Genomic DNA, 15,438 nt, shown 5'->3' with positions numbered 1-15,438 from the left:
CCAGATGAAAACGATCAAAGAAGAAAATAACCGAAGGGATTTCCTTAAAAAATGTGGTCTCTCGACAGCTTCCATACTACTTCCTGTTTCTGGTTTAACGGCTATGTCCTCACTAGAATCGCCAAATGGATCACCAAGTGAGTCAAAAACCCCCGTTAATTTTATTTACGATGGTCTTGCCCTATCCCCTCAAGAATATCTTGAAAAATTAAATCAAATAAATAAGGAGAAGCCCATTGAGCCAGATTTTTATGGAAATGGCGGTGCGACAAAAATAATTGAAGAAGAATTTGCAAGAATAACGGGTAAAGAAAAAGCGATTTATCTTCCTACGGGTACCATGGCCAATCAGTTAGCGATTAAGTTGCTTAATGGAAACAACACCAAAGTCATAGTGCCAGAAAACTCGCATATCTTCAGAGACGAGGCAGATGCAGCGCAAAGTGTTCATAATAAAAGACTGATTCCCGTTGGAAAAGGGAAACCTTATTTTAACCTGGACGATTTAAAGAATACGATCGACTATACGAATACTAATGAGGTCTTTAAAAGTGGCCTAGGAACGGTTGCGATTGAAAATCCAGTAAGACGCGCCGATGGAACTTCTGTCCCTATTAAGGACATAAAAGAAATTTCAGAATATTGTAAGGAGCATGGTTATAAAATGCATTTAGATGGAGCACGATTGCACATTGCATCTGCCTTCAATAATATCTCTGTATCAGAATATGCCTCATATTTTGATACTGTTTACATTTCTCTTTACAAGTATTTAAATGCAACGGGTGGAGCTATATTGTGTGGAGATGCGGAGATCATAGACCAGGTTTCACATCAAATAAAAATACTTGGAGGAACTGTATTTCAAAGTTGGAATCATACATCGGTAGCTTTACATTATTTAAATGGAATCAATAAACGATGGAATGAAATCCTTAAAACATCGAAAGCAATGATTTCCGAATTAAATAAAATAGATGGTGTCAGCATAGTGAGTTTGCAAAATGGTACAAACATTTATGATTTGACCCTTAATGAGGAAATTAGTTTAAAGAAACTTGCCATATTCTTATATAATGAACATAGCATTTGGTTGGGAAGATCAAACGAAAAAGGGGTGGTGAAGTTTACGGTTAATGAAAGTTTATTAACAAGAGACTATGATGATATAATGAGTGCTTGGAAAAAAGGAATTGAACATGCGCGCACTTAAAAACGTAGGCTAACAAACGTGTATAATTAATCACCAAGGATGTTCAGTTTGGTTCATACTTTTAATGTAACGTACTACCCCATGCGTTTACTCATGTACAAAACCCTATGTGTCATTTGAGAAATGAAAGAAACCATTTCAAATAATGAGAAATCATTCAACATTCTGAATAAATTAATTCTGAATGGTTTTTATGATGGGAATATAAGTCCGAATAGAATTGAATTCGAACGGAAAAAGTTTCCCTCTGTGCTATCGGCAAATAATCACAGAATCATTGGAGTTCTGAACAGCGAAAACAAGTTTGAATTGTATTTTGACTTTAAATTTCCCTTGAATATAGTGGTAAAAATTGCCACTGGAATCGGAATCATTTTCTCGATTATTTCTTTGGCTAATGGAAATTGGTTTTTACCAATTTTATTATTCATTATACCTTTTCTGATAACCTATATTGATTTCAAACTAAAAAAGAAAAAGGAAATAGGTCTTTTAACTTCAAAGTTTTTGGAATTGTATAGATCGGAATATGAAACTGAATAAAAAACTACACGGAACATAAGCTACAAGCCAAGAAAATACCTTAGGCAACTATTTTAAAATTAATTGCGTCCTATAGAATAGGGAACTAGACGTATTTAATCATTCGTAACTATGGTTGACCAAAATACAAAAGCGAAGACTTCTAAAATTTTGATCTTAATTGGAAGCATACTTCTGGCCGTTATGGCGGTATTTCATGGAAGCGGCTTCTTTTACGTCAGTGATCTAATAGATAATTCAAATGCAGATGGACTTCTTAAAGAAATTGTCCCTGTCCTATTTGCCCACCCATCAATTCATCTCATTGGACTCGCAGCACTTGGCATATTTACTTTATTTCTAACATATGACGCCCGAAAAATCCTGTACTTACTTACGGCTCTCGTTTTAATTGATACCATTTTAGCATTTATGGTTGGAGGGCCAATTCCAGGGTCTATTCTGAGTGTTCCTGTATTATGTTTCGCGATAGCCGGATATAAGATTAAAAACTATCGGGCTTAGTGGCTAACAACGAGTATAATCCATTGCCCTAGTTGGCTAATTAAATAAATTATTCCTCCCTTTATTCTGCACTGATTCCAACCCCGATTCTAATATATTCATTGGCTACGGATTCATATACTAAAACGTTGGAAATAGCTAAATGAACTGTTTACGAGCTATTTAGCAAGAGACGATCCTGATGCGCAGAACATTCTTTGTGTTATTGATACCAGTTTAGGGCAACCACTTGTGTACGGCCTTCCCCGATGCTTTTCAATCGAGCTTTGAAGACTTCAATATTGCTAATGCCAGTTGCACCTCGGTAACTATAGGGATATACAATACGAGGGCTAAAAGTAGCCACGGCATTGGCCGCCTGTACTTCGGTCATGGTATACGGCAAACTCATGCAAACAAAGGCAATATCTATATTCTGTAGCGCCAACATTTCGGGAATGTCTTCTGTATCACCGGAAATGTATACCCGTTTTCCGTTTTTCTCCAAAACATAGCCATTTCCCCGTCCTTTTTCATGAAATTTTAAGGACTCTGCGCGAAGGTTGTACATAGGGATGGCTTCCACGGCAAAGCCAAAGCGTTCTTTCATTTCTCCATTGTTTAGCACATCGATCTGTGTATCGAATTCTGAAGGCATTTTATCGGCCACGACTTGGGGTACAATGATCTTTGCTTTAGAGGTATCCAATCCTTGAAGGGTTTCTACACTTAAGTGCTCTGGATCAACATCGGTTATCAAAATAAGATCGGGTGCCTCGAAATTTTTGAAAGCGTTTACACCTCCCACTGGATCCACATAAATAGTGGTTTCGTCCCAAGTAATGACCATAGTAGCGTGCCGAATAGGGCTTACCCTAAAACTGCTTTTGGTAGGCTTGGTGTCTTGTTCAACCGTCTCGGTCTCTTCGGTAACGACCTCTTTGTTTTCGGTTTCCTTAGGGTCGTTTTTGCAACTTGCAAAGGACAATAGAACGAATAGGAGGAGGGTACATTTCTTCATGGAGTTTGGTTTTGTTTCAAAATTACAAATTCCTTGACCCATCCAAAAATCTATCTACGCCATTCCATTTTTATATTGCTTCGCACATAGGGGCTGTCAGGTTCAACGGGAACTTCAACAAAACCATATTTACGGTAAATATGAATCGCATTTTCCAGAACGGTATTGGAGTAGAGGAAGATATCATAGTTGTTCTCTACCGCAAAATCCAAACAATGTTGCATCAATTGCTGACCAATCTTTCGGCCACGGGCATCGGGATGAACTGCCATTTTGGTGAGTTCGTAACGGTCTTCTCCCGCTTTCATAAGTGCCACTGTGCCTAACGCTTTGTTGTTTTCAACAGCAAAGAAGATGTGTCCTCCCGGATCCAGAATATATTTTTCTGGTTTGCTCAGCACTTCACGGTCAAAATCCTCAACGTAAAAATGGGTTTCTAACCATTCGATGTTTAGGTCGTAAAAATCTTGTCGGAATGCTTCTTGGTAGTTTGTGATGGATATTTGCATTTCAATAGCGATAAATTCGTTAACGGTGGCCAGGAACTTTCCGGATTGGAGTACGGCTTCAAAATTGTTGAGATGCTCTATTAATGAATCGGCTGGGTGTTGGGTAAATTTCTTCACTGCGCGTTCCATACCTCGCCAGACGGGGCGCACTTTTTGGTGGAATTTTCTCCCTTTTTCTGAAAGTACGATGGTCTTCTTCCGTTTGTCCGTTTCATCCGTAGCACTCTCCACGAGTCCCTTTTTAAGGAGTTTGTTGATGGTCTGGGTTACCGCGGGTTGTGATGTTTTTAGGGATTCAAATAATTCTGCATTGGTGGTGGACCCTAATTTCGCAACATTGTGAAATGCTGGAAATAAGTAAGGATCAAAGTCAATATTATGTTGATCGTAGGCCATTTGAATGTTCTTCATGCATTGATCGCTCAACCGTTTTAAACGGGAACCCATGCTCAGTTCGCCCAAAGATTTAATCGTATCCATAAGTATTTATATAAGTACTTATGTAAAAGTATAAAATCTCAACATTTCTACCAAATCTTTCTTTAATTTCCTAAGATATCACTGATGAGAAAGGCGAGGGATTTGCCTACTTGACTTTCAAAATTTTCCATGAGCGGATTGCCTTCACACAGATGAATATAAATACAATTCTTATGCTTGGAAAGTGTTGTTATATATTGTCGGGCCTCTTCCAGTGTAAATCCACTAGGCGTCATCGCACTGCTTCCCATAGTCGCTACCGTATCCAAATCCAATTCCAAGCCGAAATACGTTCCCGCTACATGTTTTTTGGCTTTTTGTAATGCCTCCTTAAAAGAGGTCTTTTGGTATACCGAAATATCTTCAAAACGTTCGAAAGCCACTTTCCCTTCGGTTTCTTCAATGCGATTTAGTAGGGTGACCGAATTGTAGTTGCGCAGCAATCCCAAGATGAAGTATTTGTCCAGATATCCTTCTTCGTGGGCATAGCTAAAGCCGTTTCCACTATGCCTGTGTTCCAAAGCGGTAAAATCGGAGTAGGCATCCAGGTTAATACAGTTAATGGGTTTGTCATAGGATAGGGAAACCCCTTTTATCATTCCATAAGCATTGTTCTGTCCGCCTCCTATGGCGATCGGTATTTTATTTAAGGCTATTATCTTTTGGATGATTTCCGAAACCTTATCGTCAATGCTCTTTACCAAACTCCCAATTTTGGTTGGAAAGAAGGGGTCGTCACTTTCCAGTTGTTTGGCATCCATCATTTCTTCAGAACAATCAATTTCCCCCAAAACAACCACGTTATTCGCATTGGTGAAGACATTGCTCTGTATGTTGCAAATAGCATCTAAGCAGGCATTCCAAGCTTTGCTTGTGCCCACATGACCGTAATTGGCGCGTACCCCGACATCCTCAGGGATGCCAAATAGAACATAGTTTGCTTCGCTTTCTGCCAGCTGTTCCCAGTCATCTACCACACCACACATTTCTCCCAGTTTTTCTTCTCCCCACCGCCATTTGGTGTGCTGTTTCAGTTTTTCTCGGTTGTAAAAAATGAGGCTCATAAGTAGGTTCCGTTTATAATGACGCTATCAATTAAATTGCTTCCAAAGGCATAGGGCAAATATCCATAGGAAGGTATTTCTTTGGTAATGATTACACTGGCCGATTTTCCCCTGGTAATACTTCCGTGAGAGTGGCTCAGTCCCATGGCATAGGCACCATTCATCGTAGCAGCATTGATGGCTTCTTCGGGTGTCAACTTCATCTTAATACAAGCTGTGGCCACTACAAAATTCATATTTCCGCTGGGGGTCGACCCTGGATTATAATCGGTTGCCAAGGCTAAAGGCAATCCGGCATTTAAGATTTCCCGTCCAGGAGTGTAAGGAATCCCTAAGAAATAAGAACAGGAGGGAAGGGCCACGGGCATGGTTTCGCTTCCTGTAAGCGCTTCGATATCTGCTTCGGTAATTACCTCTAAATGATCCACACTCAATGCTTGGTGTTTCACCCCTTCGGCTACACCGCCAATGGCTTGAAACTGATTGACATGAATTTTAGGAATAAGCCCATATTTGGTCCCAGCGGTTAGCACTCTATCGGTATCTGCCACCGAAAAATAACCTTCCTCACAAAAGATGTCCACATATTCGGCAAGTCCTTCTTCTGCCACTTTAGGAATCATTTCTTCGCATACTAGATCCAAATAAGCGTCCTTGTCATTTTTATAGGCCGAAGGTACTGCATGGGCACCCAGAAACGTAGTCTTTATGGCAACAGGATAGTTTTCCGCCAGTTGCTTCGCCACACGAAGCATTTTCAATTCGGCTTCAGTAGTAAGGCCATACCCACTTTTAATTTCAATAGCACCCGTTCCCAAAGCCATGACTTCTTCCAATCGTTTAGCCGATTGGGCATACAGATCTTCTTCCGAAGTTTCCTGAAGTTTTTTGGCACTATTGAGTATACCCCCGCCTTTTTCGGCAATTTCTTGATAGGTCAATCCCTTGATCCGGTCCACAAATTCCTGTTCCCGATTTCCGGCATAGACCAAATGCGTATGGCTGTCGCACCAAGTGGGCAACACCATTTTTCCGGTGCAATCTATGGTGGTAGCATCAGTAATGGTAGGGACGGAATCCATAGGGCCAAAATCGGAGATGATGGCATCTTCCATTAATAACCAAGCGTTCTTTAGGGCAGGTAAATGAGCCATGTCGGCGCCACTTACTTTTAGGATATTACTGTCCCGAATTTGCAGTAACTCCTTAATGTTCGTTAACAAAAGTTTCATTGGTTAAATATAGCAAACCTGAAAAGGAATTAATACCTTAGACCTTCAAAATTTAAGGAAAATGAAATCGAATAATTTTGGGATGAACACCCTTTGTACCCATACGGGAGGTGTAAAGGATGAACAGTTTAAAGGAGCTGTGTCGCCCATATACACTGCAAGCTCGTATGCTTATGAAAATGTGGATGTAAAGCGCTATCCGCGTTATTTCAATACGCCCAACCAAGAAGCATTGGCCAAAAAAGTAGCGGCACTGGAGAAATGCGAAGCGGGACTCATTTTTGGAAGTGGGATGGCGGCAGTGAGTCATTCCTTACTGACTTTTCTGAAAACAGGCGATCATGTGGTGGTGCAAAAGACCATTTATGGTGGCGCTTTCAATTTCATTGTCGAAGAATTCCCGAAACTAGGGATCGAATTCGATTTTACCGATGGTTTTTCTGAACAGGATTTCGTCGCGAAGATGAAAACCAATACCAAGGTGATTTATGTGGAAACCCCTTCCAATCCTTTAATGCTCATTACCGATTTGGAAATGATTTCTCGTATAGCGAAGGAAAAGGGGATTGTTAGTATGATCGATAATACATTTGCCTCTCCCATTAACCAAAACCCAGTTGATTTCGGGATCGATATTATGATTCACAGTGCGACCAAGTATATGGGCGGACACAGTGATATCTGTGCCGGAGCAGTAGCGGCCTCGCAAGAACATATCGATAGGATTTGGAATCTGGCCAAAAATTATGGAGGAAGCTTGAGTGACTATACCGTTTGGTTGTTGGAGCGCAGTATGAAGACAATGGTATTGCGAGTGAAGGCGCAAAATAGAAATGCTAAGAAATTGGCCAAATGGTTGGACAAACATCCTTTGGTAGATAAAGTATATTACCCTGGATTGAAACACCACCCAGATCATGAAATTGCCAAGCGGCAGATGCGTGGCTACACAGGCATGCTTTCTTTCGAATTGATCGATTCCTTGGATCCCGATGCCTTTATGGAGTCCTTGCAGCTCATAAAACAATCCATGAGCTTAGCCGGGGTGGAGTCTACGATTTTGTCTCCAGTAAAAACCTCACATGCTTTGTTGTCCCCAGAAGAACGGAAACGACAAGGCATTGCCGATGGATTGCTGCGTTTCTCTTTAGGGATTGAGGACAAAAAAGATTTGATTTCAGATTTGGAACAAGCTTTTGAAGCTGTTGCCAAAAAACAACTAGCAACTATATGAAGTTAGATATACTGGCCATTGGTGCACATCCGGATGATGTGGAAATGAGCTGTGGGGCAACCCTTGCCAAAGAAATTGCTAATGGCAGGAAAGTGGGAATATTGGATTTAACCCGAGGAGAACTTGGGACCCGGGGCACAGCCGAAATCCGTGATCAAGAAGCTGCCGCTGCCGCCAAGGTATTGGGAGTGATTGTTCGTGAGAATTTGGATTTGGGCGATGGCTTTTTCCAGAATGCGAAGAAAGAGCAAATGGCGATCATTGAAATCCTACGAAAGTACCGTCCAGAAATTGTCTTTTGTAACGCCGTAGATGATCGGCATATCGATCACGGTAAAGGAAGTAAATTGGCAAGCGACGCTTGTTTTTTAAGTGGATTGCGGCGTATTGAAACTACTTTCGAAGGACAGGCGCAGGAGGCATGGCGTCCCAAGGCGGTCTATCATTATATTCAATGGAAAGAGATAGAGCCAGACGTTGTAGTCGATGTTACGGGGTTTATGGATAAAAAAATGGAGGCGATTAAGGCCTATAAGAGTCAGTTCTACGATCCGGATTCTAAAGAACCTGAAACCCATACGTCTTCCAAGAACTTACATGAAAGTTTACGGTACCGAAATCGGAATTTAGGACGTATCATTCAGACAGAAGCTGCCGAAGGGTTTACGGTAGAACGGTATCCCGCAGTGGACTCTATCTTCGATCTGATATAAAAATCTTTAAAAAGACTATTGTGCAAAGTGCCTAAATGCACTATATTTGCATCCGCTTTCGAAATGAAAGACACATGGTGGTTGTAGCTCAGTTGGTTAGAGCGCCTGATTGTGGTTCAGGAGGTCGCCGGTTCGAACCCGGTCTTCCACCCCATAAAAGCCTTCAACGTATGTTGGAGGCTTTTTTATTGGCGCAACGTGAAAACTTGTTTTCGGAGTAAAGCCAATAAAATAGAATCAGGCGAAGCCTGAAGGCTTTATGAGCAGGTTTCCCATTTCGGATCACGCCTATCGGAGATAGGTGTAACANTTCGGATCACGCCTATCGGAGATAGGTGTAACAGGTCTTCCACCCCATAAAAGCCTTCAACGTATGTTGGAGGCTTTTTTATTGGCGCAACGTGAAAACTTGTTTTCGGAGTAAAGCCAATCACTTATTTCCTATTCAAAGTTGGTAATTACCTTACAATGAGAATTATAAATTTAATTCACTAACTTCAATGTCTCAATAATAAACCAACTAAATATGAAAAAACTACTACTCTTAACTTTAGTATCGATAGTATGTGCTAGCACCACATTTGCCCAAATCCCAGAAAACGGCCTTATGGGGCGCTATGAATTAGATAATGGTACCTATGTAGATACCAGTCCAAATGGTTATGATCTTATTGCCGTAGGCACAGGAACCATATTACCGGCCGACAACAGATTCGGAGAGCCTATGAAGGCCTTGTTGTTGTTGGATGATTACTTAACCTTGGCAAATCATCCCGGTGTTTTCGACTTCGACAGTGAGAATCAAGTTTCCCTTGCGGTATGGATGAAAATTGACCAAACCGTGATCGATTGGACCGGAGTTCTTAATAATTGGGGTGGATTCGATATGGGAGGTTATTATTTGGGACTGAACCCGAGTCAGCAAATCCGTTGGAATATCAATGGACCCAATGTGATTGATTCTGCCGCGGTTCCTACAGGTATTTGGATGCACGTTGTTGCCATCTATGACGGATCGGTTTCCCAATTGTTTATCGACGGTGTTATGGTAGCGCAATTAGACCCAGGGGCTTCTATTACTCCTAGCGTGTATCCCTTTGTAGTGGGTGCACAATCGGATAACGACACCAATAGATTTCCAGGAACACTGGACGAAGTGCTGGTATACAATCGGGCACTTACAGCCCAAGAGGTGGAAGATATCTTTAATAATATACCCTTGGGGATTGATGATGTGAACGAACTGTCCAAAAGAATAAAAGTAGCTCCTAACCCAGCTAGGGCGGAGTTCAATATTACCTATGATCAAGCTTCTTTGGGTGAAATAACTTCAATGAAGATTACCGATATGAAAGGAAGCACGGTTATGCAAGAGGCGATATCGGAGTTCAATCAAACCTTCGACGTGAGCACCCTAAATGCTGGAGTGTACCAAATTACTTTTGAGTCACAGTACGGAGCCAAGTACATCAAGCAGCTCTTGATAAAGTAAACCAATTATCTTTTCACTATGCAATAAGCCCTCATGGAGGGCTTATTGCATTGCGGAAAATATGTTTTCGTTAAAGTGCAATTTTGAATCGACCTTAGATTTTCGGGATGCTGTATGTTTGCACCAAAATTCCTCTAAAGGATTTTCAGGCCGCCCATCGCTCCTCAATAGGTTGGCCTGTTTTTTTCGAATAATGGAGTTGTGGTTACCTAGAGATAAGGTATATTTTTCATAATTATTTTTGGATTGGAAAAAGCCTCTCAATTTTGAGAGGCTTTCTTTTTTATTCCTGTATTTTATCTTTATCTGCGGTGATCCGTCCTTCGCGGTTAGCTACTTCCCAAGTTGTATAGAAAATGAGCTGGGTGCGCTTCCTTAGCAGATCGTATTCGATCTTATCGGGCGTGTCGGTCGGTTTGTGATAATCTTCGTGAACCCCGTTGAAGTAGAAAATAACAGGGATGTTGTTTTTGGCGAAATTGTAATGGTCGCTTCGGAAATAAAAACGATTAGGATCATTTTCTGCGTTATACTTATAATCCAATTCCAAATCACTGTATTCCTTGGCAACCGCTGCAGACACGTCATGCAGTTCCTGGCTTAACCTGTCGCTTCCAATAAGATAAACATAGTTGGGACTGTCCTTTTTATCGGGTGCTATACGACCAATCATATCTGTATTTAGATTACACACCGTATTCTCTAAAGGGAATAATGGGTTCTCGGTATAGTATCTAGATCCGTAAAGGCCAATCTCTTCGCCTGTAACGTGCAGGAACAAAATGGAACGCTTAGGGCCGTTTCCGTCTTTCACTGCCTTTTGAAAAGCTTCGGCAATCTCCAACATCCCAACGGTACCACTACCATCGTCATCGGCACCATTGTACACTTCACCATCTCGAGTCCCTACGTGATCGTAGTGGGCGGAAAGTACAATTACTTCATCGGGCTTTTCAGATCCCTTAATGAAGGCCACAACATTTTCGGAAGGTTTGGGTTCACTCATTCTCCCAAAATACTCAGCTGGGATTTCTTGATAGTAGTCTCCCTTTTCAACAGGGGCTTCAATTCCCTGTGCCACATAAAAGTCCTTTAAGTACGCCGCAGCCATTTTCTGTCCATCGGTTCCTGTCATCCGACCTTGCATTTTGTCATCTGCAAATTCGTAAAGGAGCGTTTTAAGATCTTCAGAAGTGATTGTATTGGCGTAATCGGTAATTGTTTGGTCCTTACCCTTCTTTTTGGAAGAGGTCTGCGCAGTATTACAGGAAACAAATAAAAGGGACAAACCCAATAGAAAAGCGTACTTCATGTCATTTAATTTAGTGCTTAAAGATACATATAGTTGTATGGGGCATTGTAAAAAAAATGTGAAAATTGAAAATCGCCCAACCTTAAACAAGAAGGGAGTCCTAAGTGCTTGTGAAACAGTTAATATTGGTTTTCGTTGAACAAGTGTTTATGAAAATCCATGAAATGTTCAATTTTGAAGGTGAAATCTTAAACAAAAAGTTAAAAAAATATTAAAATAAATTTTAGGGGTAGTAATTTTTGAAGTTAGATTGTTTAATAAATGTTCAAAAAAATTAAACAAAAATCAATTATGAAAAAGTTACTACTATCTCTTATCGCTTTGGTGACTGTTTCCTTAACCTTTGCTCAAAACGCTAGGGTTCAGGTCATTCACAATTCGGCAGACATGGCGGCTGCCGAAGTAGACGTTTATGTCGATGGTGTTTTAGCCATCGATAATTTTGCATTTAGAACTGCAACACCTTATATCGACCTGCCCGCTGGCACTCCGGTGGACATTGATATTGCTCCTGGTGACAGTACTGGAGTGGGCGACTCCATTGCTACTTTCACCTACACGTTAGCAGACGGCGCTACTTATGTAATTGTAGCTGATGGTATCGTAAGCCCAACGGGTTACGATCCTGCTACACCTTTTAATTTAGAAGTATACGACATGGGCCGTGAGGCCGCTACTAGTGGAACCAACACCGATCTTTTGGTACACCATGGTTCGACAGATGCTCCTACGGTGGACATCGTAGAAGTAGGTGCTGGTGCTGGTACTATAGTCGATAACTTGGCTTACGCCGACTTTCAGGGTTATCTTGAGCTTCCTACTGCGAATTATGCTTTAGAAATCAGAGATGAAACAGGCACCGTTACCGTTGCTGCCTACGAAGCTCCTCTTGCCGATTTGGCCTTAGATGGTCAGGCAGTCGTAGCAGTGGCATCTGGTTTCCTAGATCCTTCCGTAAACTCAGATGGCCCTGCTTTTGGAGTTTGGGTGGCCTTGGCTAGTGGAGGTCCTTTGGTAGAATTACCAGCCTCTACGGCTCGAGTACAGGTAATCCATAACTCTGCGGATGCTGCTGCAGCCGAAGTAGATGTTTATTTGGGAGATGCCCTCGCCATCGACAATTTTGCCTTCCGTACAGCAACTCCGTTCTTGGATTTCCCAGCGGGAGTAGGTATAACCATTTCCGTAGCACCTGGTGATAGTTCCGGAGTAGGGGATGCGATTGCCACATTTCCACTTACACTCATGAGGAACGAAACCTATGTAGTAGTAGCTGATGGAATTGTAAGTCCAACAGGATACGATCCGGCCCCTGCCTTTGGATTGGAAATCTTGGCTGGTGCGCAGGAAACTTCTGCAGATCCAGCAAATACCGATGTGCAAATCCATCACGGTGCTACGGATGCCCCAACAGTAGATGTGTACGAAACAGGTATCGGTATTGGACTTATTGCCAACGATATAGATTATACAGAGTTTAGAAACTCTTACCTGCAATTGCCTAGCTTAAATTATTCCATCGAAGTACGCGATGCTACCGGAACAGTAACCGTAGCCGCTTACGAACTGCCTATTGCCGATCTTGGATTGGCGGGTAATGCCGTAACTGCTGTGGCATCTGGTTTCTTGGATCCAACTCAAAACAGTGATGGAGCTCCTTTCGGATTATGGGTAGCCCTACCTGCAGGAGGACCTTTGGTAGAATTGCCAACTTCTACAGCCCGTGTTCAGGTAATCCATAACTCTGCCGATGCCGCTGCTGCCGAAGTAGACGTATATATTGACGGTGCTTTGGCGGTAGACAACTTCGCCTTTAGAACGGCTACTCCATTTATCGACTTAAACGCAGGTGTTACTACCGAGATCGCTATTGCCCCAGGCGATAGTAACGATGTTGGAGACGCTATTGCTGTCTTCCCAGTAACCTTGGCTGCTAATGAAACGTATGTAGTAGTTGCCGACGGGATTGTAAGTGGAACAGGATACGATCCAGCCCCACCTTTCGGATTGGAAATCTATGATATGGGACGTGAAGCTGCTACCGACGGTGCTAATACCGATCTATTGGTACACCATGGTTCTACCGATGCTCCAACTGTTGATATTGTTGAAGTAGGTGTAGGAGCTGGAACCATTGTAGATGACATTGCTTATACAGAATTCGCAGGATACTTAGAATTGCCAACAGCAAACTACGAATTGGATGTGAAGGACGAAACGGGAACAGTACGGGTAGCTTCTTATGCCGCTCCTTTGGCTGATTTGACCCTAGATGGCCAAGCCATCGTAGCTGTTGCTTCAGGTTTCCTAGATCCAACACAAAATAGCGACGGTGCTCCTTTCGGAATTTGGGTAGCACTAGCTGCTGGAGGAGATTTGGTTCCACTTCCAGTAATTGAAAAAGCTCGAGTACAGGTAATCCATAACTCTGCCGATGCCGCTGCTGCCGAAGTAGATGTATACATTGACGGCGCATTGGCCATAGATAACTTTGCCTTCCGTACAGCGTCTCCATTTATCGATTTCGATGCCGAAGTAGAAGTAGAAATCGCTATTGCCCCAGGCGATAGTAACGATGTAGGAGATGCGATTGCTGTCTTCCCAGTAACCCTGGCTGCTAATGAAACTTATGTAGTAGTTGCCGACGGTATCGTAAGTGGATCAGGATATGATCCAGCACCAGCATTTGGATTGGAAGTGTACGATATGGGACGTGAAGCAGCAACGGATCCTGCTAATACGGATGTTTTGGTACACCACGGTTCAACCGATGCCCCTACGGTAGACATTGTGGAAGTAGGCGTTGGAGCGGGTACTGTGGTAGATGATATTTCTTACACTGAGTTCCAAGGGTATTTGGAATTACCTACAGGAGATTATACTGTAGAAGTTCGTGACGAAACAGGTACAGTAACGGTAGCTTCTTATGAGGCTCCATTGGCGACCTTGGGTCTGGACGGTGCTGCTTTGGTAGCTGTAGCTTCCGGATTCTTGGATCCTTCACAGAATAGTGACGGCGCTCCTTTCGGAATTTGGGTAGCATTACCTGCAGGTGGTGACTTGATCGAATTACCAGCCTCTACGGCTCGAGTACAGGTAATCCACAATTCTGCGGATGCGGCTGCAGCCGAAGTAGATGTTTACATAAATGGTGGTTTGGCTGTGGATAACTTTGCCTTCAGAACCGCGACACCGTTTATCGACTTAAATGCAGGTGTAGGAGTTGAAATAGCTATAGCTCCTGGTAACAGTACCGATGTGGGAGATGCTATTGCAACATTCCCATTAACATTAACAGCCAATAGTACATATGTTGTGGTGGCCGACGGTATCGTAAGTGGATCAGGATATGATCCAGCCCCACCTTTCGGATTGGAAATCTATGACATGGGTAGGGAAGTAGCCACCGATGCTGCCAATACCGACGTACTGGTACACCACGGTTCTACAGATGCCCCAACGGTAGATGTAGTGGAAACTGGAGTAGGTGCAGGTACGATCGTAGATAACTTGTCGTATACTGAGTTTGCTGGATACCTAGAGTTACCTACAGCAGATTACGTACTTCAAATCCGTGACGAGTCTGGAACGGTAGGAGTGGCTGCTTACGGAGCTCCGTTGAGTACACTTGGGTTGGATGGAGCGGCTATTACGGTAGTAGCCTCTGGATTCCTAGATCCTTCACAGAATAGTGACGGTGCTCCTTTCGGACTTTGGGTAGCATTGGCTGCTGGTGGAGATCTTATTCCATTACCAGATGAGGTATTGGGTGTAGATGAGAATGCTCTAGAAAATGTAGTTCTTTATCCAAACCCAGGAACCGAAATGATAAATATTAAAGGTCTGCAAGGAAGCTATACCGCTAGTATAGTAGACATGCAAGGAAGAATACTAAGTACGTCCGAAGTGTCTGCGGACAACCAACAAATCGCTATAGACACATTGTCCCAGGGGATTTATCAGCTCATGATCTCTCAAAATAATAAGGTAGTAGGGACCAAGCGATTTATTAAAAACTAATTTTGGTTAGATTTTTAGATTAGTCAGTGGAGCCCCGTGAATTCGGGGCTTCGTTTTGTTTGATAAAAAAGCTAAAATATTTAACAAAAGCTTAATGGATTCTTTGTGATAGAGTTTTATTT

The 15,438-nt window shown here is 42.4% G+C and carries 11 protein-coding genes and 1 tRNA gene; 7 read left to right on the top strand and 5 right to left on the bottom strand.

Annotated features, from left to right (window positions below; genetic code table 11):
• The first annotated feature begins 4 nt into the window (after positions 1-4).
• Both POV27_RS12360 and POV27_RS12355 read left to right on the top strand, forming a co-directional pair.
• The gene (locus POV27_RS12360) at positions 5-1,213 is read left to right on the top strand and encodes a threonine aldolase family protein (RefSeq protein ID WP_272863084.1); all 1,209 of its coding nucleotides are present in this window, start codon (positions 5-7) and stop codon (positions 1,211-1,213) included.
• Between the two features lie 654 nt (positions 1,214-1,867).
• Positions 1,868-2,260: a hypothetical protein gene (locus POV27_RS12355; RefSeq protein WP_272863083.1), complete on the top strand. Its 393-nt coding sequence runs from the start codon at positions 1,868-1,870 to the stop codon at positions 2,258-2,260.
• 202 nt (positions 2,261-2,462) lie between these two features.
• Here POV27_RS12355 and POV27_RS12350 read toward each other — a convergent pair whose 3' ends face one another.
• The 4 genes from POV27_RS12350 to hutI all read right to left on the bottom strand — a co-directional run bounded on the left by POV27_RS12350 (position 2,463) and on the right by hutI (position 6,545).
• Entirely contained in the window at positions 2,463-3,260 is a 798-nt protein-coding gene (locus POV27_RS12350; RefSeq protein ID WP_272863082.1) for an MBL fold metallo-hydrolase, read from the bottom strand.
• Between the two features lie 50 nt (positions 3,261-3,310).
• The gene (locus POV27_RS20310) at positions 3,311-4,249 is read right to left on the bottom strand and encodes a bifunctional helix-turn-helix transcriptional regulator/GNAT family N-acetyltransferase (protein WP_336375836.1); all 939 of its coding nucleotides are present in this window, start codon (positions 4,247-4,249) and stop codon (positions 3,311-3,313) included.
• A 62-nt stretch (positions 4,250-4,311) separates the two neighbouring features.
• On the bottom strand, positions 4,312-5,313 hold the full coding sequence (locus tag POV27_RS12335) for a formimidoylglutamase (protein WP_272863081.1): 1,002 nt from the start codon (positions 5,311-5,313) through the stop codon (positions 4,312-4,314).
• Positions 5,310-6,545, bottom strand: a complete 1,236-nt coding sequence (gene hutI, locus POV27_RS12330; protein ID WP_272863080.1) for an imidazolonepropionase — start codon at positions 6,543-6,545, stop codon at positions 5,310-5,312. The genes POV27_RS12335 and hutI overlap by 4 nt, the downstream gene beginning before the upstream one ends.
• Positions 6,546-6,606: 61 nt before the next feature.
• Between hutI and POV27_RS12325 the strand changes: the two genes are divergently transcribed.
• From POV27_RS12325 to POV27_RS12310, 4 genes are all read left to right on the top strand, one after another.
• Positions 6,607-7,779 carry a trans-sulfuration enzyme family protein gene (locus POV27_RS12325; protein WP_272863079.1) on the top strand — a complete coding sequence of 391 codons (1,173 nt, stop codon included), beginning with the start codon at positions 6,607-6,609 and terminating at the stop codon, positions 7,777-7,779.
• Positions 7,776-8,492 (top strand): bacillithiol biosynthesis deacetylase BshB1, encoded by a 717-nt coding sequence (gene bshB1, locus POV27_RS12320; RefSeq protein ID WP_272863078.1) that lies wholly within the window; start codon positions 7,776-7,778, stop codon positions 8,490-8,492. Before POV27_RS12325 ends, bshB1 begins: the two co-directional genes overlap by 4 nt.
• A gap of 77 nt (positions 8,493-8,569) precedes the next feature.
• Positions 8,570-8,646, top strand: a tRNA-His gene (locus tag POV27_RS12315).
• 372 nt (positions 8,647-9,018) lie between these two features.
• Entirely contained in the window at positions 9,019-9,984 is a 966-nt protein-coding gene (locus POV27_RS12310; RefSeq protein ID WP_272863077.1) for a LamG-like jellyroll fold domain-containing protein, read from the top strand.
• A 283-nt stretch (positions 9,985-10,267) separates the two neighbouring features.
• On the opposite strand, the gene POV27_RS12305 is transcribed toward POV27_RS12310, so the two are convergent.
• Positions 10,268-11,296, bottom strand: coding sequence for a M28 family metallopeptidase (locus POV27_RS12305; RefSeq protein WP_272863076.1), 1,029 nt, complete (start codon positions 11,294-11,296; stop codon positions 10,268-10,270).
• A 291-nt stretch (positions 11,297-11,587) separates the two neighbouring features.
• Between POV27_RS12305 and POV27_RS12300 the strand changes: the two genes are divergently transcribed.
• Positions 11,588-15,316: a T9SS type A sorting domain-containing protein gene (locus POV27_RS12300; RefSeq protein ID WP_272863075.1), complete on the top strand. Its 3,729-nt coding sequence runs from the start codon at positions 11,588-11,590 to the stop codon at positions 15,314-15,316.
• Positions 15,317-15,438: the final 122 nt, after the last annotated feature.

It is taken from the genome of Aureisphaera galaxeae, assembly GCF_028561275.1.
Classification (GTDB): Bacteria; Bacteroidota; Bacteroidia; order Flavobacteriales; family Flavobacteriaceae; genus Aureisphaera; species Aureisphaera galaxeae.
This window is presented reverse-complemented; position numbering and strand designations above follow the sequence as displayed.

Coding starts and splice junctions, on each gene's coding strand:
- POV27_RS12360 (WP_272863084.1), top strand. CDS start 5: ATGAAAACGATCAAAGAAGAAAATAACCGAAGGGATTTCCTTAAAAAA.
- POV27_RS12355 (WP_272863083.1), top strand. CDS start 1,868: ATGGTTGACCAAAATACAAAAGCGAAGACTTCTAAAATTTTGATCTTA.
- POV27_RS12350 (WP_272863082.1), bottom strand. CDS start 3,260: ATGAAGAAATGTACCCTCCTCCTATTCGTTCTATTGTCCTTTGCAAGT.
- POV27_RS20310 (WP_336375836.1), bottom strand. CDS start 4,249: ATGGATACGATTAAATCTTTGGGCGAACTGAGCATGGGTTCCCGTTTA.
- POV27_RS12335 (WP_272863081.1), bottom strand. CDS start 5,313: ATGAGCCTCATTTTTTACAACCGAGAAAAACTGAAACAGCACACCAAA.
- hutI (WP_272863080.1), bottom strand. CDS start 6,545: ATGAAACTTTTGTTAACGAACATTAAGGAGTTACTGCAAATTCGGGAC.
- POV27_RS12325 (WP_272863079.1), top strand. CDS start 6,607: ATGAAATCGAATAATTTTGGGATGAACACCCTTTGTACCCATACGGGA.
- bshB1 (WP_272863078.1), top strand. CDS start 7,776: ATGAAGTTAGATATACTGGCCATTGGTGCACATCCGGATGATGTGGAA.
- POV27_RS12310 (WP_272863077.1), top strand. CDS start 9,019: ATGAAAAAACTACTACTCTTAACTTTAGTATCGATAGTATGTGCTAGC.
- POV27_RS12305 (WP_272863076.1), bottom strand. CDS start 11,296: ATGAAGTACGCTTTTCTATTGGGTTTGTCCCTTTTATTTGTTTCCTGT.
- POV27_RS12300 (WP_272863075.1), top strand. CDS start 11,588: ATGAAAAAGTTACTACTATCTCTTATCGCTTTGGTGACTGTTTCCTTA.